Source organism: Pseudomonas sp. PSE14 (assembly GCF_029203285.1).
Classification (GTDB): Bacteria; Pseudomonadota; Gammaproteobacteria; order Pseudomonadales; family Pseudomonadaceae; genus Pseudomonas.
On sequence record NZ_CP115669.1, the window covers coordinates 1,996,647 to 2,017,393 of the forward strand.

Sequence of the window (20,747 nt, forward strand, 5' to 3'; positions counted from 1 at the left end):
CTGATAACTCAGCCCACCGTGCGGAGCCTGCCGTGTCCTCCTTCAGCGACTATCTGGTGACCCATCTGATCGAGCAGGAGGTGGCGCTGTTCTCCGCTTCCGCCCGCCTGAGCGCCGGTTCCGACCCCGAAGCCCTGCATGATCTGCGCATCGCCGTACGCCGCTTGCGCAGTCTGCTGCACCCGGTGCGCGGCATGCCGGGCATCGATGAGCTGGAAGAGTCGCTGGGCGAAGTGGGCCGACTGAGCGGACCGCTGCGCGACCTCGAGGTGCTGTTGCCGGTGCTGGAGGCGGAAGGCTACGAGCGGGCGGCGGCCCTGCGCCGCCCGGCCTTGCTCTCGGGCTACATCGCGCTGCTGGCGAGCCCCCAGTGGGAGCGGCTGCTGATGCGCCTGGACGGCTGGCCGCAGCTGTGGCGCACGGCGGAGCGTCACGCTGTGCTGGGTGGCTTGCACGGCAAGGTGCGCAAGCGCCTGGGCAAGGAATGGCAGAAGCTGCGCCTGGCCCTGAAGGACCCGGCGCACGACCGTCACCGCATGCGCCTGCTGATCAAGCGGGTACGCTATTCGTTGGAGGCCTATCCGAAGGAGTCGGCGGTGCCGCAGCGCCTGCTCGCCCCGCTGAAGGACGCGCAGACGGCCCTGGGCGAATGGCACGACTATGAACAGTGGCTGATCCGCAGCGAGCGGGAGCTGGACCTGATGCCGCTGCAGCCGCACTGGAACGCCCGCCACGATCTTGCCGAGCGCGAGGCTGACGAGAGCCTGGACGCCCTGCAGAAAGCGCTTGGCTGACAGCATAGAGGGCGTTGATGACGCGCCATTTCCTCCGGAGCGAACAACGCTTTGGATGGTGTTCTCGCGCCGGCTGCCGGCCTAAGATCGCTGCCGAATCCCAGAATGGAAGCGATCCATGACCTTCACCGAAATGCTTCAGGCGGTACGTGCCGCGCCGCGCTCCGTGGTCATCCCGACGAGCTGGGCGCAGGGGCGGGCGAGCTTTGGCGGGCTGGTGGCCGCGGCGGCTTACGAGGCCATGCGTGCGGTGACCCAGGAGGGGCGGCCGGTCCGCTCGCTGGCGATTACCTTCGTCGGCCCGGTCGAAGTGGAAATGCCGGTGAGCTTCGAGGCCGAGGCGCTGCGCGAGGGCAAGTCGGTGAGCCAGGTGTTCTGCCGCGCGGTACAGAACGGCCAGGTGGTGGCATTGGTGCAGGGCAGCTTCGGCGAATCGCGTAGTTCCAGCGTCGAGGTGGAGAACCTTCCGCCGCCGGGGTTCCGCGAGCCGGAGCACTGCCAGGAGCTGCCGTTCATTCGCAAGCTGATGCCGGCGTTCACCCAGCACATCGCGATGCGTTGGGCACGCGGGCACATGCCGTTCTCCTCCAGTCGCGAGGTCGAAATGGGCGGCTGGATGCGTTTTCGCGGTGACGGTGTGGCGGATGCGTCGCTGGAGGTTTCGCACCTGCTGGCGCTGATCGACGCCTGGCCGCCGGCGACGCTGCCGCACCTGAAGAGCCCGGCGCCGTCCAGTTCGCTGACCTGGACCGTCGAGTTCATCCAGCCGCAGCCGCAGATGCCGGTCGACGGCTGGTGCCAGTACCGGGCGACCATCGAGCATGCGCGTGACGGCTACGGGCACATTGCTGCGCACTGCTGGGCGCCCGACGGTCGGCTGCTGGCGATCAGCCGGCAGACGGCGACCATCTTCGGCTAGCTCGACGCCAGCTCCGTGCGATTGCGGCCGGCGTCCTTGGCCCGGTAGAGGGCGCGGTCGGCGCGGGCCAGCAGGCTTTCCAGGCGCACCTCGCCGGGCAGGCACTCGGCCACGCCGATGCTCAGGGTCAGGCGCAGACGGCTGCCGTTCTCGCAGGTGAAGGACAGCATCTGCACGGCATTGCGCAGCCGTTCGGCGACCAGGAGCGCCTGCTGCGGATCGGTTTCCGGGAGGATCGCGGCGAACTCCTCGCCACCCAGCCGGCCAAGCAGGTCGATTTCTCGCAGGCCCTGGCTCAGCTCCCCGGCCACGGCCTTGAGCACCGCGTCGCCGAAGCCATGGCCGTAGGTGTCGTTGATCCGCTTGAAATGATCGATGTCGAGCATCAGCGCCGAGCACTGGCGCCGATAGCGCTGTGCGCTCTTGAGCAGGGTGACGCCACGTTTGACGAAGGCGTGGCGGTTCTGCAGGCCGGTCAGCGGGTCGGTGCTGGCGAGCAGGCGCAGCTCCTGCTCCAGTGCCTTGCGCTGCTGGATGTCGAAGCTCCAGACCAGTGAGGCGGGCTGCCCCTCGATGTCCAGTTGCCGCGCCCAGACCACCGCCCAGTACGGCGGATTGCCGGCCAGCCGGGTTTCCCAGCCATCCAGTTGGCCGAACTGGCCGAGCGCCCGGCGGAAGCGGCTTTCTTCATCGGGGTCGTCGAACAGGCGGGTGAGGTTGAAGCTTTCGTCGTCCGTGCCGGTGCGCTGCAGCAGGCCCGGGCTGACGTAATGGGCGTGGCCGTCATGGTCGTTGAGCAGCGCCACGTCGCTGGGGCTGGTGTCGAGGATGTAGCGCAGCAACGCCTTGCGTTCGCTCAGTTCCTGGGTGCGTTGCTCCACGCGCTTCTCCAGGGACTGGTTGAGGTCGTTGAGGCGTTGCGTGAGCAGCAGCCTGCGTCGCGAATGGGTGACCGTCCGCCAGGTCAGCACTAGACAGCACAGGCCCAGGCCGACCAGTACCCCGGTGAGCAGCGTGAAGGCGTGTTGCAGGTCCTGGCGTTCTTCATCGAGCTGGTTGGTCAGGGCAATGTGGGTGGCGACGATGAGGTCGTGGGCGGGCTTGAGCAGTGCTGGCAGCTGGGCCTGCATTTCCCGCGCGATGTCCCGTGCCGTTGCGGGCTGCCCCCAGGGCGCGCGCCGGGCCCAGTCCGCGCTGAGCCGCTCGAGTCGCCCCAGTGTTTCGTCGACTTCCGGACGCGGCTCGGCGAGGTGATGGAACACCCGGGTCGTGCGCAGTGGCGTCAGCAGGCTGACCATTACCTCGATGCGGGTGGCCAGGGCATCGCTGTCTTCACGATCCTCCAGCACAGCCTGGGCGGTATCCAGCGAGCGCTCCAGCTCGGCGCGCAACTGATAGGCCTGCCATAGCTCGCTGTGGGCATTGGGGTGCGCCAGCCGGCGGGCATGCTGGTTGACCAGCAGCAGGGCGGCGCAGGCAGCCAGGGTGAGGGCGGCAATCAGGCCGCAGAGAGCGATGAAGGTCAGGCGGCGCCAGCGACGCCCGGGAGGCTGAGGGGGCAAGACGATCACTCCAGGGTAATGCGGCTGACTTGCCAGACGGTCCGGTTGAAGTAGAGCTGGGTGCGCAACTCGGGATGGCTCACCAGCGGATAGATGATGAACAAGGGGCCGCGATCGCTGATGCCGATGTACCGGTCGTCGCGGCGATAGGCGAGGATCGGCTGGTAGGCGCTCAGGTCGCTCAGCGGGATCAGCGCGGAGTAGTCATTCAGGGCATCGACGCGCAGGTGTTTCGATTCGCCCAACCGAGCGGCATCGAACAGTTGGCTGAGCGGGACGCCTTGCCAGCGGGAGATGCGCTTTTCCGCGGGAAGCATGGCGGCGTAGGTCTGCTGGGGAAGGCGCTCCAGTGCCGACAGGGACAGGCGCCGGGCCGCCTCGGGGCGGCCGGCGATCTCCAGCGAGAGGATGTCGCGCTCGACAGGCCTGGAGGTGGACGGGCTCGCCGCCACCTGGCTGCCAATAAACAGGCAGGCAAAAAAGCCAAAAAAATGACGAAAAACCGACATCTCGACCGCTCGTGACGTAATTCCGACGATTATATCGGCGAATACCCCTATGACTTGAATGGCCGAAATGCCACACCTTCGTCAGCGCTTGCGATTTTTCCAGGCGCGCCACCAGGCGCCGCTGAGCACGAAACGGGGGAAGGTGATGAATTGTTCGGCGAGCAGCCGGCCAATGGCGTCCTGGCGGTCCGCGAAGGGCTCCGGCGGTTGTTCTTCCAGCTTGTGGCCGCGGCCCTGGATCGCCAGCGAGGCGATGATGCCGATCACTCCCAGGGCGACTCCGCTGAGGTGCAGGCGCAGCAGGCCGCTGACCAGGATCACGGCGGCGAGTAGGAATAGCGGGACGGCGAGGATGTGCAGCGCCAGATTGGTGGCGTTGCGGTGGTTGGCAGCGTAGCCCTGCCATTGCCAGGCGAGCAGGTTGGGATGACGTTTGGCCATGGATGGACTCCTGTGCGAAGACAGGCCCGCCGCAGGCGGCGGGCATCTGACAGAAGTCTAGGTCCTGGCTGGGAAGGGCAGCCAATCGGCGCAGGCTATGCGCCCGATAGGGATTACAGGCGCAACTGACGGATCGCGCGGCTGAGTTCGCCGGCGAGGTCCGCCAACTGATGGCTGGTGCCGGCCGAGTCCACGGTCTGCTGCACGGTGAGCTCGGTGACGTCACGGATGCCCACCACCGAACGGGTCATTTCCTCGGCGACCTGGCTCTGCTGTTCGGCGGCCACGGCGATCTGCGTATTGCTCTCGCGCATCTGCGCCACGGCGGCGGCAATGGCGGCCAGGGCTTCCCCGGCTTCGCGGGCTTCCTCGACGCAGCCGTCGGCCTTGATCGAACTCTCCTGCATGAACTCCACGGCGTCACGGGTGCCGGACTGCAGCGCGTTGATCATCTGGGTGATCTCGTCGGTGGAGTCCTGCACGCGCTTGGCCAGGTTGCGTACTTCGTCGGCCACCACGGCAAAGCCACGGCCCATTTCCCCGGCGCGGGCCGCTTCGATGGCGGCGTTGAGGGCGAGCAGGTTGGTCTGCTCGGCGATGCCGTGGATCACGCTGACCACGCTGCTGATCTTGTGGCTGTCCTGGGCCAGCTGCTGGATCATCTCGGCGGTCTGCTGCACGCCCTGGGACAGCCCGGCGATGGACTGGCCGACACGGCCGACCACCTGCTGGCCGTTACCCGCCAGGCGATCGGCCTCCTGCGACTGGTCGCGGGTGTCGGCGGCGTGCTGGGCAATGTGGTGGACAGTCGTGGACATCTCGTTGATGGCGGTGGCGGCCTGGTCGGTCTCGCTCTGCTGGCCGAGCATGCCCTGGCGCACCTGGCCCATGGTGTTGGCGAGGCTGCGCGCGCCTTCGTCGAGACGCCCGGCAGCCTGGGCCACGGTGCCGACCACGCGCTGGTAGCCGCCCTGCATGGCATTGAAGGCGGTGGCCATCTGCCCGACCTCATCGCGGCTATCCAGCGGCACGCGTGCGGAGAGGTCGCCGCTCTTTTCCACGTGCAGCATTACATCGCGCAGGGTCAGCAGGTGCGTGAGGATGAAGCGGATCAGCAACTGCGACGCGGCCAGCAGCGCGAGCATCAGGATCAGGACGGCGCCGGCGTAGGGCAGGGCGCGATCCTCGAAGACAGTCCAGAAGTCAGCGCCCGGCGCCAGTACGGCGACCCGCTGGCCATTGCCGATGTCCTGCACGTAGGCACCGGCCAGCGCGCCGGTACGGCTCTGGACACCCTGCAGATCGACCCAGCCGTTGGCGCGGGAGAGGACGGAGCCGTCGATGCCGGCGATCTGCGGCGCACTGCCGGTGGCAAAGCTGACGAGGTTGGATGAGGACGGCAGCGGCGTGTTCGCCGGCCAGCTCTTGAGCAACTGGGCCTGGGCTTCGGCGCCCTGGCGCGCCTGCTGGTTGCGGGCATCGAGCTCCTGGTGCATGGCGAACAGCACCAGCAGCAGGGTGGTGACGAAAGCGACCGCGTTTACGGCCCAGAATTTGTATTTGAGGGAAATGTCGCGGATCCAGGCGGCCATGATTGTCTTCTTGTCGGTCGAATGGTGGCAAGGCGCCGCCATTGTCATGAAAAGGATGAAGGCTGGCCATTGATGGGGATCAAGCCGCCTTCTACACCCGGGTTAACGGCCGATGGGCGGCAATCTTGAGAACGCCTTCACACCTGCGGCAAGTTGAAGAATCGCCGTGCGCAATCGGTGCTGTGAGCGGCAACCTGCTCGGGGCTTTCGCCGCGATGCTGCGCCACGCAGGCCAGCACTTCGGGCAGGTAGGCCGGCTCGTTGTGGCCGTGCTTGGGCCTGGGCCGCAGCGTGCGCGGCAGCAGGTAGGGGGCATCGCTTTCCAGCATCAGGCGGCCTGCGGGGATTTCCTTCACCAGTTCCTGCAGATGGGTGCCGCGGCGCTCGTCGCAGATCCAGCCGGTGATGCCTATGTGCAGGTCCAGGTCGAGGTAGCTGTAGAGCGCGCGGCGCTCGCCGGTGAAACAGTGCACCACGGCGGCGGGCAGTTGGTCGCGGAACTCCTTGAGGATCGCCAGCAGGCGCTCGGCGGCGTCGCGCTCGTGGATGAATACCGGGCGTTGCAGTTCCACCGCCAGGGCGAGTTGTTCCTCGAAGGCCTTTTCCTGCAGTGGGCGTGGCGAAAAGTCGCGGTTGAAGTCCAGCCCACACTCGCCGACGGCGCGTACCCGGTCCTCCGCCAACAAGCCGCGTAGTACCTTGGCGCTGCCGCTGTCCCAGTGGCTGGCCTCGTGCGGATGGACGCCCGCGGTACAGAAAAGACGCTGGTTTTCGTCCAGTTGCCGGCACAGGTCCAGGGCCTGTTCGCTGTCGCCCAGGCTGGTGCCGGTGAGCACCATCTGCACGACGCCGGCCTCGATGGCGCGGGCGAGTACCGCTTCACGTTCCACGGCAAAGCTCGGATGAGTGAGGTTGACGCCGATGTCGATCAGTTGCATGGTGCTTCCCTTGGTTCGGGCGAGCAGCATAGCAGAACCTCTGTTTTTCCTTGAAAATCGTTCAAAAACAGATAGTTGAAGCAACTTCTGAAAGTGCTTCCGGAATTTCGGGTTGGCATCCGGCCCCTGCTGTGAGACCCTCGCGCGCCCTCGGCGGCCGGGAACTTGCGGCCAACGCCGCGCTCTGATCGGGCCGGTGCCGTGTGCGAACCCCCTGGAGAGCTGGATGACGCGACTGTTGCTGCTGATGCTGTGCCTGGTGGCCTTGATGCCACTGCCGGCGGCTGCGCGCCTGACGACCCAGCCGGAAAACTGGGAGCAGGACAGCGGCAGCCGCCATGACCTCGCCAGCATCCGCTCCGGTGGCGTCCTCCGTGTCCTGGTCAATCAAAGCCGCAACAGTTCCGGTGAGATCAAGGGCGAACCGATTGGCGTCGAATACCGCCGCCTGCGAGCCTTCGAGCAGTACCTGAACGACTCCGCCCAGGGCCGCAAGCCGCTCACCATCCAATTCATTCCCAAGGCCAAGGATCAACTGCTCGGCGCGCTGCAGCGCGGCGAGGGCGACCTGGTCGCGCCCGGCGAAGTCCTGCTTGCCCGCGATGGACAGAATGTCAGCGCCAGCCTGCCTTGGAAGGAAGACGTGCCGCTGGTGCTGGTGACCAAGCAGGGCAACCGCCGCCTCGTGCGCCTGGAGCAACTTGCCGGCCGCACCGTCACCCTGCCGGCCGGCAGCGCGGCGGGCGACGCCATCCAGCGGGTCAACGAGCGCCTGGCACAAAAGCGGATGGCGCCGATGGTGCTGGAGTGGACCGACTCCTCGCTGGCCGTGGAAGACGTGCTGGAGATGGTCCAGGCCGGCATCTTCAATTACACCGTGGTCGAGCAGCCCATCGCCGAGCGCTGGGCCAAGGTCTTCACTAAGCTGCGCATCGACCGGCATCTGGTGCTGGACAACACCGAGAGCATGACCTGGTACGTGCGCCGTGATGCGCCGATGCTGCGCGCCAGCGTCAACGGCTTCCTCAAGGGCTACCGCGCGCCAGCAGACCAGGACAGCGCCTTCCAGCGCCTGTACCGCCGCGCCTACCAGGTGCGCAATCCGCTGGTGGCTACCGATCGCAAGCGCCTGGAGGCGGTGCGTCCGACCTTGCAGCGTTACGGCGAACAGAACAAGGTCGACTGGCTTGCGCTGGCGGCGGTGGCATTCAAGGAGTCCAACCTCGATGCCAGCGCGCGCGGCTCCGGCGGCGCAACCGGCCTGATGCAGATCACCCCGGCGGCAGCGCGTTCCGTGGGCGTGGATACCGTGCACCAGAAGGAGAACAACGTGCAGGCCGCCAGCCGCTACATGGCGATGCTGCGCAAACGCTTCTTCTCCAGCCCGCGAATCAGCGAGCGTGATCGCATGGCCTTCGTGCTGGCGGCATACAACGCCGGGCCTGAGCGGATCCAGAGCCTGCGCGCGGAAGCCAAGCGCCAGGGGCTCAACCCTAACCAGTGGTTCTTCCAGGTCGAGCGGGTGGCGGCCGAACAGCTGGGCATAGGCGTAGTGAACTATGTCAGCAGCATCAACAAGTACTATCTTGCTTATCAGCGTGAACGTGATGGCCTGGAGCCACGAGAGAGTGTGGCAGCGATCAAGAAGTGATTAATTAATTCGATAGCAATTAGCGCAATTTTACGCTTTTTGTATCGGAATAATTGGCTATATTGATCCCCAAGCAACCACGGTTGCAGCCCACTCTTCCCTGCACAAGGAATCACCATGAGCTCGCTGATCAAATCCATCATGTCCACCAACGCTGGCGCTGGTCTTGCTGTCCTGCGCATCACCACCGGCCTGACCTTCATGGCTCACGGCTCGCAGAAACTCTTTGGGGCCTTCGGCGGTCCGGGTCTGCAGGGCATGGCGGGGTGGCTGGAATCCATCGGCGTGACCCCGGGCTATCTGATGGCCACCCTGGCCGGTAGCGCGGAGTTCTTCGGTGGTCTGGCGCTGGTTCTGGGCCTGCTGGTGCGCCTGGCGAGCATCCCGCTGATCGTCGCCATGCTGGTTGCCGTGTTCAGCGTGCACCTGGCCAACGGTTTCTTCATCCAGGCGAACGGCTTCGAATACGCCTTCACCCTGATCATGATCAGCGTTGCGCTGCTGATCAGCGGCGCCGGCCCGTTCTCCCTGGACCGCAAGCTGTCCAGCTGATACCGGTCGCGAAAACGAAAAGGGCGGACACCCAAGGTGTCCGCCCTTTTTCTTTGTCTACCCGGATCAGTGGAAGAGGTACTGCACGCCACCATTGATCAGGCCGCCGCCGACCAGCAGGAAGACGAACAGCCCGGCACCCAACAGCAGCGGCTTCGGCCCTTCCTTACGCAGGTCGCCCAGGCGGGTGGCCAGGCCCAGGGCGGCCATGGCCATGCCCAGCATCACGTCGTCCAGCTGTTGCAGTGGCGCCAGCCAGCTTTCCGGTACCCAGCCCAGGGAACGCAACCCGGTGACCAGCAGAAAGCCCACGGCGAAGCCGGGGATGTGCAGCTTGCGGCGCTGGCCTGGCTCGGCGGCTTCGGCGCAGCCGACGCGGCCTAGGATCAGCAGCGCCGGGGCCAGCAGCAGTACCCGCAGCATCTTGCTGATCAGCGCGGCATCGGCGGCGGCCGGGTCCATGGCGCGCCCGGCGGCGACCACCTGGGCAACTTCATGGATGGTCGAACCGGTGAACACGCCGAATGCCTGCTCGCTGCCGAACAGGTTCGGCAGGGCCGCGTAGATCAGCGGGTGCAGCAGCATTGCCAGGGTGCCGAAGAGCACCACGGTGGCCACCGCGACGGCGGTGTGCTCGGCGCGCGCCTTGAGCACCGGGCTGCTCGCCATGACCGCCGCGGCGCCGCAGATGGCGCTGCCGGCGCCGATCAGCAGGGCGCTTTCACGCGGTAGCTTCAGCCAGCGTTCGCCGATCCACCAGGCCATGCCCAGGGTGCTGGCGACCATCAGCACGTCGATCACCAGAGCGGCGGGGCCGAGGGCGGCGATGTCCTGGAAGGTCAGGCGCAGGCCGTAGAGCACCACGCCCAGGCGCAGCAGCTGCTGGCGGGACAGGTCGACGCCGGGACGGATGCCGCCGAATCGGGCCAATCCGAGATTGCCCGCCAGCAGGCCGATCAGGATGGCCAGGGTCAGGCTGCCGAGGCCCAGGTGTTGCAGTGCGGGAATTTCCATCAGTTGGCGCGAGCCGAAGGCGATGGCGAGGCAGAGCAGGGCGCCGGGCAGGAAGTAGGGCAGGCGGCGAAGGGCGTTCATGAATGGCTCCTTGTGTAAGGTGAAACCATGGTGCCGCGCCCATGCTTAGTGTAAAAACGGATTGTTCTTATTGAGTTGACCGGTTTTATCGATATGGGCCCGCGCATCACCCTTCGCCAGTTGGCGACCTTCACCGCCATCGCCGAGCTGGGCAACGTCACCCAGGCGGCCGCGCGCATCGCGCTATCGCAGTCAGCGGCGAGCCAGGCGTTGCAGGAACTGGAGCGCGCATTGGGGACGCGCCTGTTCGATCGCAGCGGCAAGCGCCTGGCGCTCAACGACAACGGCCGTGTGTTCTACCCGAAGGCCTGCGCACTGCTGGCCCAGGGGGAGGAACTGGAGAACCTGTTCGAGTCCGCGCCGGTGCAGCTCAGCCTAGGGGCGAGCCGCAGCATTGGCGGCTATCTGCTGCCGCAGGTGATGGCCGGTTTTCTCGCCGAGCTGCCGGAAAGCCGCCTGCAACTGCAGGTGGCCAACAGTCGCGATGTGATCGAAGCGCTGGCCGAGTTCCGCCTGGATGTCGCGTTCATCGAAGCGCCGATCCAGCATCCGCAGATCCAGCTCACGCCCTGGGCCGCCGATGAGCTGTTGCTGGTGGCCGCGCCGGACCACCCGCTGGCACTGGCTCGTCAGGTCACCCTCAAGGACCTGGCGGCGGCGCGCTGGGTGCTGCGCGAGGCCGGGTCAGGCACCCGTGTCACGTTCGAGCAGCAGGTACTGCCGCGCCTGGGCAGCGTCAACGCGCCCCTGGAGATCAGCAATGCCGAGGCGATCAAGCATCTGGTCGGTCGCGGAGTGGGAATCGGTTGCCTGTCGGAGCGCGTGGTGCAGGCGGAGTTGGCGCGGGGAGAACTGGTGCGACTGGACAATCCGTTGGGACCGTTGCGCCGTACCTTCTTCCGCGCGCTGCATATCGACAAGTTCCCCACGGCGGGGCTGCGCCGCTTCCTCGATTACGCGCAGTCAGGCGTGGTCTAGCGGCCATTCGCCGAGCGGGCGGTAGCGTACGCCGGCCGGGCTGTGTTCCGAGCTGTACAGGGTGATCGAGCGGGCCGGCAGCTCGAAGGACGGCTGCGCGGCCGGCAGGTTGTGGGCGTGGCGCGCCAGGGTGAGGTGCGGATGGAAGGGGCGCGGCTCGACCTCGAAGGCGTGGGCCTGCAGCGCTTCGCGCAGGGTCTGCACCAGCTCGTGGAGTTCAGTGGGCACCACGCTTGGCGCGAGGTGCAGGATGCCGTTCTTCCAGCGCGCCAGGTGGTCCAGCTGCAGGGTGAAACCGCGCCGCGGCAGGCTCGCGCCGATGGCCAGCAGCTCCGCCTTGCGGCCACGGGGGATGGCGCCGAGGAAGGCCAGGGTCAGGTGCAGGTTGGCTTGCGCCACGTTCTGGCCGTCCAGGTGCAGGCCGTCGCGCCAGGTGCAGATCGCCTCCGCCAGCGCAGGTGGGCACGGCAGGGCGAAGAACAGCCGAAGCGGGGGTGTGCTCATTGTGGGATTCCTTGACTGAAGTCGCCTTGACAGTATCGCCGGGCCTTATCTAGGATGCCGCTCAGCGCCGATTTAAGTAGCAACTTGCGGGGCGCGGATGCGGCGAAGCCGACATCGAAATACCGCTAAAGCGCTGGTTTCGGTGTGCCTCTCGCCGCGTCCAGCAGGACCCAAGAGGCGGAGACATGACACCATGACCTGTCCCAACCCGCACGTGCGCCTGGCTCCCATCACTACCGGCCTGGTACGTCGCAACCCGAAGATTCTCCTGGGCGGCAATCACCAGCCCACCCTCGTCCGTTACCTCGATGGCTGGCCCAAGCGCTGGAATGGCTCGCGGACCTTCCTGATCCAGTTCGCCGAAACCGTCGCCGACATCGCCCGTTTTGCTTCCGACAGCTTTGACTTCGCCGTGGTCCAGGCGCCCAGCGCCGAGCACCTGGAGTCCACCGTTCGCGAACTGACCCGTGTCGCCCGCCAGGGGCTGATCACCCGGCGTCCGCAGCAGCTCTGAGCCTTTTTCGAGTCTTGCCACACAGCGCTTCGAACTCGACCGTCGCGCCAATTGGGAGTCCGGGTGTATCGGCGTACAACCGCGAACGGTTGTACGCCCTACGGGGGCTGCCTCTGTACGGGCAGTGCTCGCCTGTAATCAGGGATACTCGATCTCGATTACGAACCACATCTTCTCGCCTGACGGGCTGCGTACCATCACCTCGGCGTCCAGCTCCTTGCCCACCAGGGCGCGGGCGAGTGGCGAGTCGATGCTGATGTGGTTGTTGCGCAGGTCGAGTTCGTCCGGGCCGACGATGCGATAGCGTGCCTGCTCGCCGTCCTCGTCCTCCAGCGTGACCCAGGCGCCGAAGTACACCTTGTTCGGGTCGGCCGGGCGCTCACTCACCACCTTGCAGTTTTCCAGGCGCTTGCGCAGGAAGCGCACACGGCTGTCGATCTCGCGCAGCATCTTCTTGCCGTAGGTGTACTCGGCGTTCTCCGAGCGGTCACCCTGGGCCGCCGCTTCGCTCACCGACTGGGTGACCTGGGGGCGGCGCACGTTCCACAGTTCATGCAGCTCGGCACGCAGGCGCGCTTCGCCTTCGGGGGTGATCAGCGGGGTACCGGCGGGGCGGGGAGGGCGATAACGGCTCATGGCTTCCGAGGTGACGGGGATGATGACGGGAGTCTACCCGATCAGCCTTCGCGCAGCAGGCGCAACGGGCTCACGCTCAATGCCCGCCGGGTGCCGAGCAGCCCGGCGCCGCCGACCAGCAGCGCGCCCAGCACGGGCAGCGCGAGCAACCAGGGGTGCGGGCTCCACGGCAGGTCGAAGACCAGCCGGTAGAGCAGGTAGCTGATCAGCTCGCAGCCCAGCGCCGCCAGCAGCCCGCTGACCGCGCCGAGCAGGGCGAACTCGCTGCGCCGGGTGCGCATCAGCAACTGGCGTTCCGCGCCCAGCGCACGGAGCAGGGCACCCTGGCGCAGGCGTTCGTCGAGGGTGGCCTGCAGGCCGGCGAAGAGCACCACGAAGCCGGCGGCGAGGACGAACACCAGCACGTACTCCACCGCCAGCGTCACCTGGTCGAGGATGCTGCGCAGCTGCGCGAGCAGTGCGTCCACCGGCAGCAGCGTGACAGTCGGGAAGGCGCGCGCCAGTTGGATCAGGTCGCGTTCCTGGCTGGCCGGCAGGTAGAAGCTGGTCAGGTAGGTCACCGGCAGGTCGGTCAGGGTGCCGGGTTCGAAGACCATGAAGAAGTTGGGCTGGAAATTGTCCCACTTCACCGAGCGCAGGCTGCGCACCTGTGCCTCGCGGGTCTGGCCTGCGACGCTGAAGCTCAGGCGGTCGCCGACTTTCAGGCTGAGGTTGCTGGCGAGCTTTTCTTCCACCGAAACGCCAGGCAATGCGCTCTTTTCGCCAGCCTGCCACCACTGGCCGGCGACGACCTGGTTGCCGGCGGGCAGGCGTGCCGACCAGGTCAACCCGAGGTCGCGTTGCAGGGCGCGCTCGCTGCGCACGTCTTCGTTCAGCGCGTGGACCGGCTGGCCGTTCACCGCCACCAGGCGGCCGGGCACCATCGGATAGAGGTCTTCGGCGTTGGGTGAGAGCTGCTTCACCCGCTGTTCGAAGCTGTCCTTCTCGGCGGGGAGGATGTTCAGCGCGAAGTGATTCGGCGCGTTCGCCGGCAACTGCGAATGCCAGGTGTCCAGCAGCTCGCCGCGCAGCAGCGCGATGAGCGCCATGGCCAGCAGGATCAGGCCGAAGGCCAGGCTCTGGCCGGCGGCCGCCAGTGGGTAGCGCAGCAGTTGGCCGACGCCGAGGCGCCAGGGCAGGCTGGCGCCTTGCAGCGCGCTGCGCAGGCCGCGCAGGGCGAGCAGCAGGATGAAGCCGAGGATCACCGCGGCGATAGCGCCGCCGCCGAGCAGGGCGAGGGTGAGTTTCAGGTCCAGGCTCAGGCGCCACATGATCAGGCCCAGGGCGATCAGCGCGCAGGCATAGGCCATCCAGGTGCGCATCGGCACTGGCAGCAGGTCGCTGCGCAGTACCCGCAGTGGCGGCACGCGGCCGAGGGCGGCCAGCGGCGGCAGGGCGAAGCCGGCGAGCGCGACCAGGCCGGTCGCCATGCCCGCCAGCGCGGGGGCTAACCCGGCCCCGGGAATCTGCGGCGGAAGCAGGTTGCCCAGCAGGTGCATCAGACCCATCTGGGCGAGCCAGCCGAGGAGGGCGCCGCAGAGGCTGGCAACCAATCCCAGGGCGAGCAATTGCGTTCCATATAGAAGCAGGGCTTCCCGGCGCGACAGGCCGAGGCAGCGCAGCAGGGCGCTGGCGTCGAAGCGGCGGGTGGCGAAGCGGTTGGCCGAGAGCGCCACGGCGACGCCGGCGAGCAGCACGGCGGCGAGGCTGGCGAGGTTCAGGTAGCGTTCGGCGCGGCCGAGGGCGTCGCCGATCTGCCGGTTGCCGTGGTGGGCGTCCTGCAGTTGCTGGTTGGCGGCGAGGCCAGCCTGCGTTGCCTTTCTATAAGCCTGCAGAGCTTCAGGCGGGCCGCCCCAGAGGTCACGGTAGCGCACGCGGCTGCCGGGCTGGACGACGCCGGTGGCGTCCAGGTCCTGCAGGTTCATCAGTACCCGTGGCGTCAGGCTGTAGAAGTCGCCGGCGCGGTCGGGCTCGTAGGTCAGCACGCGAGCGATGCGCAGGGGCTTGCGACCGATGTCGACGCTGTCGCCGATCTTCAGTTCAAGGCTCGCCAGCAGGCGCGATTCGACCCAGATTTCCCCCGGCTGCGGCCGTCCGCCTTCAACTTCGGGCTGCAGCGGTTCGGGCGCGCTCTTGAGCTCGCCACGCAAGGGGTAGCTGTCACCCACCGCCTTGACGCTGCTGAGCTGGATGCCCTGGTCGGTGGCCACCACGCTGGAAAACTCGACACTGCGCGCATGCTGCAGGCCGAGCTTGAGGCCGCTGTCGATCTGTTCGCCGGTGGCGGGTTGGGTGCCGCTGAGCACCAGGTCGGCGCCGAGGAATTCGGCGGCGCGCACCAGCATGGCGCCGTTGAGTCGGGCACTGAAATAACCGATGGCGGAGCTGGCCGCGACCGCAATCAGCAGGGCGAAGAACAGTACCCGCAATTCGCCTGTGCGGCCTTCGCGCCACAGCTGGCGCAGGGACAGGCGGAACAGGTTCGGCAGCGACAGTGGCTTCATCGGCTCTCGTCCGTCAGGGTTCGACGTGATCGATCAGGTGGCCGCTTTCCAGGCGGATCAGGCGCTGGCAGCGGTGGGCCAGGCGTTCGTCGTGGGTCACCAGCACCAGGGTGGTGCCGCGTTCGCGGTTGAGTTCGAACAGCAGGTCGCTGATCCGCTCGCCGGTGTGGGTGTCGAGGTTGCCGGTGGGTTCGTCGGCGAACAGTACGTCCGGCTCGGCGGCGAAGGCGCGGGCGATGGCGACCCGCTGTTGCTCGCCACCGGAGAGCTGGCGCGGGTAGTGGGTCAGGCGCTGGCCGAGACCGACGCGCTCTAGCAGCTCGCGGCCGCGTTGGCGGGCGTCCGCGCGGCCATCGAGCTCCAGCGGCAGCATCACGTTCTCCAGGGCGGTGAGGCTGTCGAGCAACTGGAACGACTGGAATACGAAGCCGACATGGGCGGCGCGGACGCGTGCGCGCTGATCCTCGTCCAGACTGCCCAGCGCATGGCCGAGCAGGACGATGTCGCCGTCGGACGGCAGGTCGAGCCCGGCGAGCAGGCCCAGGAGAGTGGATTTGCCGGAACCCGAGCTGCCGACGATGGCCAGGCTGTCGCCGCGGGAGAGGTCGAGGGAGAGGTCGTGGAGGATCGTCAGCTTGCCTTCCGCGCTGGAAACAACCTTGCTAAGGTTCCGCGCGGTGAGAATGCGTTCGCTCATGGAGAATCCGATGCGTGCATGGCTAATGGGCGGCTGCCTGGCGTTGCTTCTGATTGCGCAGCAGGCCGCGGCGCAGACGCTGTTGGTCGTCGGCGATAGTATCAGCGCCGGTTTGGGGCTGGATACCAGCCAGGGGTGGGTGAGCCTGCTGGACAAGCGCTTGAAGGAGCAGGGGTTCGGCTACAAGGTGGTCAATGCATCGATCAGCGGCGACACCAGTGCGGGAGGCCTCGCGCGCCTGCCGGCGCTGCTTTCGGAGCAGAAGCCGACGCTGGTGGTGATCGAGTTGGGCGGCAATGACGGGCTGCGCGGAATGGCGCCGGCACAATTGCAACAGAATCTTAGCGGCATGGTTCAGCAGTCGCAGAAGGCGGGTGCCAAGGTGGTGCTGCTGGGCATGAAGCTGCCGCCGAACTACGGACAGCGTTATACCGATGCCTTCTCCAAGGTGTTCGAGACGGTCGCCCAGGAGCAGAACATCACGCTGGTGCCATTCTTCCTCGAGGGTGTCGGCGGGGTGCCGGGAATGATGCAGGCGGACGGAATTCACCCGGCCATCGCTGCGCAGCCTAAACTGCTCGACAATATGTGGCCGGCGCTCAAGCCGCTACTCTGAATTCCGCTGTATCAAGGCTTCCCCGCGAACGGCCTTTCGGCTATGTTTGCGCACCCTTCTGGAGCCCCTATGCCGCGCCCCGCCTGGACTCACTTCGCCTACCAGCTGATCGAACCCGATGAGCAGCTGGATCTGTTCGCCTGCCGCGAGGTCCGGGTGCACCTTGTCGCACGCCAACTGGAGCTGGGAACGCCGGCCGACCGCACGCTCTGCGGTAGCCTGCTGCCGGCCCAGCCGCTCTGGCGCGGGCTTGAGAAGCCGCTGCTGCGCGACCGCCGCGTGTGCAGCGCCTGCCTGAAACAACTGGAACAGGAAAAGCGCGGCGCGCGGGCCTCCTGGCTCGTCTGATATCTCCCAGTGACGCGGTTCGCAGTGGTAAACTGATCACCCTTTGCCCATTGCCCATGTCAAGGATTCTCGGATGTTGTCGCGCGTCATTGCCGCCTGCTCGCTGTCCTTAGCCGCGTTGCTCTCGGCCCCCGTTTCCGCCATTGAATTGCCACTGCCGGCACCGGGCGACGATATCGTCGGTCAGGTCCAGGTGATCAAGGCCAAGTACGAAGACACCTTCGCCGACCTCGGCGAGAAATATGGCCTCGGCTACTCCGAGATGCTCGCCGCCAACCCGGGCGTCGATGCCTGGCTGCCGGGCGTGGGCACCGAAGTGATCATTCCGACCCGCTTCATCCTCCCGCCGGGACCGCGCGAAGGCGTGGTGATCAACCTGGCCGAATACCGCCTGTACTACTTCCCCAAGGACAAGGGCGTCGTCTACACCTATGCCCTGGGCATCGGTCGTGAGGGCTGGGGTTCGCCGGTTGGCAGCACTACTGTTATCGCCAAGACCAAGGACCCGGCCTGGTATCCGCCGGCCTCGATCCGCGCCGAGCACGCCGCCGATGGCGACCCGTTGCCAGCCGTGGTTCCGGCAGGTCCGGATAACCCGCTGGGTCCGTACAAGATGAGCCTGGGCTTCCACGGCTACCTGATCCACGGTTCGAACAAGAAATTCGGTATCGGTACCCGCACCAGCCACGGCTGCTTCCGCATGTACAACTGGGACGTGACCCAGCTGTTCTCGATGATTCCGGTGGGCACCAAGGTGCGCATCATCAACGAGCCGTACAAGTTCGGTCGCAGCGAAGGCAAGATCTATCTCGAAGCCCATGCGCCGATCGACGACAACGGCAATCCGTCGGTGGTCGACAAGCACACTGCGGTGATCAATGCGCTGCTCAAGCGCGAAGACATCGCCAGCCAGATGCAGATGGACTGGAACATAGTGCGTGAAGTCGTGGCTGCCGAAGATGGTCTGCCAGTCGCCATTGCCCAGCCGCAAGCGCAGCAGGATGCGCCGGTTGCCGCTACGGTCGATCAGGACGCCATGCAGTTGCAGTAACTCGTACTGCTTCGAAAGAGCCCGCTTCGAGCGGGCTTTTTCTTGTGCGCGCTTTCTGCGGGCATAAAAAAACCGACCCCGAAGGGTCGGTTTTTTAACAGATCCGAAGATCTATTACTTGCGGCTGGCTTTGTCCAGCATGCGCAGAGCGCGCTCGTTAGCCTCGTCAGCGGTCTGCTGGGCTTTCTGAGCGGCGGCCAGAGCTTCGTCAGCCTTGCGATAGGCTTCGTCAGCACGGGCTTGAGCGCGAGCAGCAGCGTCTTCAGTAGCAGTCAGACGAGCTTCGGTTTCTTTCGAGTGGCTGCTGCAACCGGTGGCCAGAACAGCAGCCAGAGCCAGAGCAGAGAATTTCAGAACGTTGTTCATCGTGTTCCCCTTAAGGTGGACATTTCCATTAAAAGCAATCTCCCACGACTGGGAAATTAGCCGGACTACATAGTACCCATTACTTGTAGTAAGTAAACTGACCGGACGCAAGTACGGCACTTTTTTTTCATGTTAGGCCGGTATTTGCAGTTGCCCGAGGCGGAATTGGGCAAAAACTGTCCAATTTGGCAAAGGAGTGTTTCCAATGGGTGTCAGGCGGGAGGGTAGTCCCTCTCCGCTGATGGGGTGTCGGACTGTCGGATGACTGTCGACAATGCTCGAACAACTGTTTAAGCGTCGTACAGTTGACCAACTAGTGGCAACTTGCAAGACGTGGAGAAAGTGTTAACGCATAACGAAAAAAGCCCGGCTAATTGCTTAGCCGGGCTTCTTTCATGATCTGGCGGTGAGGGAGGGATTCGAACCCTCGATACGATTTCTCGTATACACACTTTCCAGGCGTGCTCCTTCAACCGCTCGGACACCTCACCAGATTTCTCGACAGCGCTGTGTCTGTCGAGGCGCGCACTTTACTCAAAGGTTTTCCCAAACGCAAATGTTTTTTTCAACGGATTCATCGGCTTAAGGAGAAAAGGCCGGATCACGGCTACACTGGCGCCTTCTATGAGGCTGGGCGTAAGCGTATGGCGAGTTGGGACATCTTCTGCAGCGTAGTCGACAACTATGGCGACATCGGCGTTACCTGGCGTCTGGCTCGCCAGTTGGCGACCGAACATGGGCAAGCGGTGCGCCTGTGGGTGGATGACCTGGCTGCGTTCGTGCGCATCTGTCCCCAGGCCGACGCGCAGGCGCCATCGCAACAGCAGTCCGGCGTAGACGTTCGGCATTGGCCGGAAGTCTGGCAGGACACCGACGCGGCGGATGTGGTGATCGAAGCCTTCGCCTGCTCGATGCCGCCTGCCTATATAGAAGCAATGACCCGGCGGCCGAAGCCATCGTTGTGGCTGAACCTCGAATACCTCAGTGCCGAGCCCTGGGTGGAGTCCTGCCATGGATTGCCGTCGATGCAGCCCAACGGCCTGCAGAAGTACTTCTATTTCCCCGGCTTCACACCCTCCACCGGCGGACTGCTGCGCGAGGGCGATCTGATTCGGCGTCGGGACACCTTCCAGGCCGATCCCGCCAGCGGAGTTCGTTTCCTCGAAAGCCTCGGTGTGCAAGTGCGCCATGGGGAGCGGCGCATTTCCCTGTTCGCCTATGAAAATCCCGGACTCGCCGGCTGGCTGGACGCCCTGGCCGGGGGCGTGACGCCAACCCTGTTGCTGGTGCCCGAAGGTCGGGTGCTGGCCGACGTCCAGCGCTGGGCGCAGCAGTCGCTGGGGGTAGGTCAGGGCTGCGAGCGCGGCGCGCTGCGTGTGCAGGTGCTGCCGTTCGTCCGCCAGGAGGACTACGACCCGTTGCTGTGGAGTTGCGACATCAACGCGGTGCGTGGCGAAGACTCCTTCGTCCGCGCGCAGTGGGCAGGGCGCCCCTTCGTCTGGCACATCTACCAGCAGGCCGAGGACGTTCACCTGGAAAAGCTGGAGGCCTTCCTGGCGCTGTTCGGTGAGGGTATGGACGATGGGCTGCGGCAGGCGCTGAGCGATTTCTGGCTGGCCTGGAATGGGCGCGGCGAGGTCGGTGAGACCTGGCGGAGGCTGGAGGAGCGGCTGCCGGAGTGGTCCGCCTGGATTGGAAATTGGCAGCGGCGTCTGACCGAACAAACCGATCTTGCGGCGGGGCTGGTGTGTTTTTATACAAATTGGCTATGATATGGCCCCTGTTTTTTGTCTCCAATCCAATCGGATAATCGTATGAAAACCGCACAAGAGTTCCGCGCTGGCCAGGTTGCCAACATCAATGGCGCCCCCTGGGTCATCCAGAAGGCCGAGTTCAACAAATCCGGCCGTAACTCCGCGGTCGTCAAGATGAAGCTGAAGAACCTGCTGACCGGTGCTGGCACCGAGACCGTGTTCAAGGCCGACGACAAGCTGGAGCCGATCATCCTCGACCGTAAGGAAGTGACCTACTCCTACTTCGCGGACCCGCTGTATGTCTTCATGGACACCGAGTTCAACCAGTACGAGATCGAGAAAGACGATCTGGAAGGCGTGCTGACCTTCATCGAAGACGGTATGACCGACGTCTGCGAAGCGGTGTTCTACAACGAGAAAGTGATCTCCGTTGAACTGCCGACCACCATCGTTCGCGAAATCGTCTACACCGAGCCGGCTGTCCGTGGCGACACCTCCGGTAAAGTGATGAAGACCGCTCGCCTGAAGAACGGTGCCGAGCTGCAGGTTTCCGCGTTCTGCGAAATCGGCGACTCGATCGAAATCGATACCCGCACTGGCGAGTACAAGTCCCGCGTCAAGGCCTGAGCCTGAACCGAGACAAGAAAAAGCCCGGCTGATGCCGGGCTTTTTCGTTTCTGCCGTCTG

The 20,747-nt window shown here is 65.5% G+C and carries 22 protein-coding genes and 1 tRNA gene; 11 read left to right on the forward strand and 12 right to left on the reverse strand.

Annotated elements, in window-relative coordinates; translation table 11 throughout:
- Positions 1–32: 32 nt before the first annotated feature.
- Together O6P39_RS09385 and O6P39_RS09390 are read left to right on the forward strand one after the other, a co-directional pair.
- Complete coding sequence (locus O6P39_RS09385; protein WP_275611074.1) at positions 33–794, forward strand: CHAD domain-containing protein; 762 nt, start codon at positions 33–35, stop codon at positions 792–794.
- 118 nt (positions 795–912) lie between these two features.
- Positions 913–1,713, forward strand: coding sequence for an acyl-CoA thioesterase domain-containing protein (locus O6P39_RS09390; RefSeq protein ID WP_275611075.1), 801 nt, complete (start codon positions 913–915; stop codon positions 1,711–1,713).
- Here O6P39_RS09390 and O6P39_RS09395 read toward each other — a convergent pair.
- From O6P39_RS09395 to O6P39_RS09415, 5 genes are all read right to left on the reverse strand, one after another.
- On the reverse strand, positions 1,710–3,275 hold the full coding sequence (locus O6P39_RS09395) for a sensor domain-containing diguanylate cyclase (RefSeq protein ID WP_275611076.1): 1,566 nt from the start codon (positions 3,273–3,275) through the stop codon (positions 1,710–1,712). The two genes, O6P39_RS09390 and O6P39_RS09395, sit on opposite strands and share 4 nt — an antisense overlap.
- 5 nt (positions 3,276–3,280) lie before the next feature.
- Entirely contained in the window at positions 3,281–3,784 is a 504-nt protein-coding gene (locus O6P39_RS09400; RefSeq protein WP_275611077.1) for a molybdopterin-dependent oxidoreductase, read from the reverse strand.
- 81 nt (positions 3,785–3,865) lie between these two features.
- Entirely contained in the window at positions 3,866–4,225 is a 360-nt protein-coding gene (locus tag O6P39_RS09405; protein ID WP_275611078.1) for an Mpo1-like protein, read from the reverse strand.
- A 113-nt stretch (positions 4,226–4,338) separates the two neighbouring features.
- Positions 4,339–5,817 (reverse strand): methyl-accepting chemotaxis protein, encoded by a 1,479-nt coding sequence (locus O6P39_RS09410; RefSeq protein WP_275611079.1) that lies wholly within the window; start codon positions 5,815–5,817, stop codon positions 4,339–4,341.
- 137 nt (positions 5,818–5,954) lie between these two features.
- Positions 5,955–6,755 carry a TatD family hydrolase gene (locus O6P39_RS09415; RefSeq protein WP_275611080.1) on the reverse strand — a complete coding sequence of 267 codons (801 nt, stop codon included), beginning with the start codon at positions 6,753–6,755 and terminating at the stop codon, positions 5,955–5,957.
- A gap of 226 nt (positions 6,756–6,981) precedes the next feature.
- On the opposite strand from O6P39_RS09415, the gene O6P39_RS09420 reads away from it, so the two are divergent.
- Positions 6,982–8,406: a transglycosylase SLT domain-containing protein gene (locus O6P39_RS09420; protein ID WP_275611081.1), complete on the forward strand. Its 1,425-nt coding sequence runs from the start codon at positions 6,982–6,984 to the stop codon at positions 8,404–8,406.
- Positions 8,407–8,523: 117 nt separating this feature from the next.
- The gene (locus O6P39_RS09425) at positions 8,524–8,958 is read left to right on the forward strand and encodes a DoxX family protein (protein WP_275611082.1); all 435 of its coding nucleotides are present in this window, start codon (positions 8,524–8,526) and stop codon (positions 8,956–8,958) included.
- Positions 8,959–9,024: 66 nt separating this feature from the next.
- Here O6P39_RS09425 and O6P39_RS09430 read toward each other — a convergent pair whose 3' ends face one another.
- Entirely contained in the window at positions 9,025–10,053 is a 1,029-nt protein-coding gene (locus tag O6P39_RS09430) for a YeiH family protein (protein ID WP_275611083.1), read from the reverse strand.
- Positions 10,054–10,146: 93 nt separating this feature from the next.
- On the opposite strand from O6P39_RS09430, the gene O6P39_RS09435 reads away from it, so the two are divergent.
- Positions 10,147–11,031, forward strand: coding sequence for a LysR family transcriptional regulator (locus tag O6P39_RS09435; protein ID WP_275611084.1), 885 nt, complete (start codon positions 10,147–10,149; stop codon positions 11,029–11,031).
- Here the strand turns inward: O6P39_RS09435 and thpR are convergent.
- Complete coding sequence (thpR, locus tag O6P39_RS09440) at positions 11,017–11,535, reverse strand: RNA 2',3'-cyclic phosphodiesterase (protein WP_275611085.1); 519 nt, start codon at positions 11,533–11,535, stop codon at positions 11,017–11,019. The two genes, O6P39_RS09435 and thpR, sit on opposite strands and share 15 nt — an antisense overlap.
- A 193-nt stretch (positions 11,536–11,728) precedes the next feature.
- Between thpR and O6P39_RS09445 the strand changes: the two genes are divergently transcribed.
- The gene (locus tag O6P39_RS09445; RefSeq protein ID WP_275611086.1) at positions 11,729–12,049 is read left to right on the forward strand and encodes a hypothetical protein; all 321 of its coding nucleotides are present in this window, start codon (positions 11,729–11,731) and stop codon (positions 12,047–12,049) included.
- Between the two features lie 138 nt (positions 12,050–12,187).
- Here O6P39_RS09445 and greB read toward each other — a convergent pair whose 3' ends face one another.
- Genes greB through O6P39_RS09460 form a run of 3 tightly spaced genes read right to left on the reverse strand, consistent with a single transcriptional unit; the run spans position 12,188 to position 15,925 of the window.
- Positions 12,188–12,685: a transcription elongation factor GreB gene (gene greB / locus O6P39_RS09450; RefSeq protein WP_275611087.1), complete on the reverse strand. Its 498-nt coding sequence runs from the start codon at positions 12,683–12,685 to the stop codon at positions 12,188–12,190.
- Positions 12,686–12,726: 41 nt separating this feature from the next.
- Positions 12,727–15,228 carry an ABC transporter permease gene (locus tag O6P39_RS09455; RefSeq protein WP_275611088.1) on the reverse strand — a complete coding sequence of 834 codons (2,502 nt, stop codon included), beginning with the start codon at positions 15,226–15,228 and terminating at the stop codon, positions 12,727–12,729.
- A gap of 13 nt (positions 15,229–15,241) precedes the next feature.
- Positions 15,242–15,925, reverse strand: coding sequence for an ABC transporter ATP-binding protein (locus O6P39_RS09460; RefSeq protein WP_275611089.1), 684 nt, complete (start codon positions 15,923–15,925; stop codon positions 15,242–15,244).
- A gap of 10 nt (positions 15,926–15,935) precedes the next feature.
- Between O6P39_RS09460 and O6P39_RS09465 the strand changes: the two genes are divergently transcribed.
- The 3 genes from O6P39_RS09465 to O6P39_RS09475 all read left to right on the forward strand — a co-directional run bounded on the left by O6P39_RS09465 (position 15,936) and on the right by O6P39_RS09475 (position 17,940).
- On the forward strand, positions 15,936–16,541 hold the full coding sequence (locus tag O6P39_RS09465; RefSeq protein WP_275611090.1) for an arylesterase: 606 nt from the start codon (positions 15,936–15,938) through the stop codon (positions 16,539–16,541).
- A gap of 69 nt (positions 16,542–16,610) precedes the next feature.
- On the forward strand, positions 16,611–16,889 hold the full coding sequence (locus tag O6P39_RS09470) for a hypothetical protein (RefSeq protein WP_207886418.1): 279 nt from the start codon (positions 16,611–16,613) through the stop codon (positions 16,887–16,889).
- 73 nt (positions 16,890–16,962) lie between these two features.
- Positions 16,963–17,940 carry a L,D-transpeptidase family protein gene (locus O6P39_RS09475; protein ID WP_275611091.1) on the forward strand — a complete coding sequence of 326 codons (978 nt, stop codon included), beginning with the start codon at positions 16,963–16,965 and terminating at the stop codon, positions 17,938–17,940.
- A 114-nt stretch (positions 17,941–18,054) separates the two neighbouring features.
- Here the strand turns inward: O6P39_RS09475 and oprI are convergent, their stop codons facing one another.
- On the reverse strand, positions 18,055–18,306 hold the full coding sequence (gene oprI, locus O6P39_RS09480) for an outer membrane lipoprotei OprI (protein ID WP_017517003.1): 252 nt from the start codon (positions 18,304–18,306) through the stop codon (positions 18,055–18,057).
- A 401-nt stretch (positions 18,307–18,707) separates the two neighbouring features.
- Positions 18,708–18,797 (reverse strand) — tRNA-Ser (locus O6P39_RS09485).
- 153 nt (positions 18,798–18,950) lie between these two features.
- Here O6P39_RS09485 and earP point away from each other — a divergent pair.
- Positions 18,951–20,078 (forward strand): elongation factor P maturation arginine rhamnosyltransferase EarP, encoded by a 1,128-nt coding sequence (earP, locus tag O6P39_RS09490; protein WP_275611092.1) that lies wholly within the window; start codon positions 18,951–18,953, stop codon positions 20,076–20,078.
- A 42-nt stretch (positions 20,079–20,120) separates the two neighbouring features.
- Positions 20,121–20,687 (forward strand): elongation factor P, encoded by a 567-nt coding sequence (gene efp / locus O6P39_RS09495; RefSeq protein ID WP_254475989.1) that lies wholly within the window; start codon positions 20,121–20,123, stop codon positions 20,685–20,687.
- Positions 20,688–20,747: the final 60 nt, after the last annotated feature.

Bases quoted from the DNA above. Each gene is read 5' to 3' on its own strand.
- O6P39_RS09430 (WP_275611083.1), bottom strand. From the start codon at position 10,053: ATGAACGCCCTTCGCCGCCTGCCCTACTTCCTGCCCGGCGCCCTGCTC.
- greB (WP_275611087.1), bottom strand. From the start codon at position 12,685: ATGAGCCGTTATCGCCCTCCCCGCCCCGCCGGTACCCCGCTGATCACC.
- O6P39_RS09465 (WP_275611090.1), top strand. From the start codon at position 15,936: ATGCGTGCATGGCTAATGGGCGGCTGCCTGGCGTTGCTTCTGATTGCG.
- efp (WP_254475989.1), top strand. From the start codon at position 20,121: ATGAAAACCGCACAAGAGTTCCGCGCTGGCCAGGTTGCCAACATCAAT.
- O6P39_RS09425 (WP_275611082.1), top strand. From the start codon at position 8,524: ATGAGCTCGCTGATCAAATCCATCATGTCCACCAACGCTGGCGCTGGT.
- O6P39_RS09475 (WP_275611091.1), top strand. From the start codon at position 16,963: ATGTTGTCGCGCGTCATTGCCGCCTGCTCGCTGTCCTTAGCCGCGTTG.
- O6P39_RS09405 (WP_275611078.1), bottom strand. From the start codon at position 4,225: ATGGCCAAACGTCATCCCAACCTGCTCGCCTGGCAATGGCAGGGCTAC.
- O6P39_RS09420 (WP_275611081.1), top strand. From the start codon at position 6,982: ATGACGCGACTGTTGCTGCTGATGCTGTGCCTGGTGGCCTTGATGCCA.
- O6P39_RS09400 (WP_275611077.1), bottom strand. From the start codon at position 3,784: ATGTCGGTTTTTCGTCATTTTTTTGGCTTTTTTGCCTGCCTGTTTATT.
- O6P39_RS09410 (WP_275611079.1), bottom strand. From the start codon at position 5,817: ATGGCCGCCTGGATCCGCGACATTTCCCTCAAATACAAATTCTGGGCC.
- O6P39_RS09460 (WP_275611089.1), bottom strand. From the start codon at position 15,925: ATGAGCGAACGCATTCTCACCGCGCGGAACCTTAGCAAGGTTGTTTCC.
- oprI (WP_017517003.1), bottom strand. From the start codon at position 18,306: ATGAACAACGTTCTGAAATTCTCTGCTCTGGCTCTGGCTGCTGTTCTG.
- O6P39_RS09435 (WP_275611084.1), top strand. From the start codon at position 10,147: ATGGGCCCGCGCATCACCCTTCGCCAGTTGGCGACCTTCACCGCCATC.
- O6P39_RS09470 (WP_207886418.1), top strand. From the start codon at position 16,611: ATGCCGCGCCCCGCCTGGACTCACTTCGCCTACCAGCTGATCGAACCC.
- O6P39_RS09445 (WP_275611086.1), top strand. From the start codon at position 11,729: ATGACCTGTCCCAACCCGCACGTGCGCCTGGCTCCCATCACTACCGGC.
- O6P39_RS09415 (WP_275611080.1), bottom strand. From the start codon at position 6,755: ATGCAACTGATCGACATCGGCGTCAACCTCACTCATCCGAGCTTTGCC.
- thpR (WP_275611085.1), bottom strand. From the start codon at position 11,535: ATGAGCACACCCCCGCTTCGGCTGTTCTTCGCCCTGCCGTGCCCACCT.
- O6P39_RS09455 (WP_275611088.1), bottom strand. From the start codon at position 15,228: ATGAAGCCACTGTCGCTGCCGAACCTGTTCCGCCTGTCCCTGCGCCAG.
- O6P39_RS09390 (WP_275611075.1), top strand. From the start codon at position 913: ATGACCTTCACCGAAATGCTTCAGGCGGTACGTGCCGCGCCGCGCTCC.
- earP (WP_275611092.1), top strand. From the start codon at position 18,951: ATGGCGAGTTGGGACATCTTCTGCAGCGTAGTCGACAACTATGGCGAC.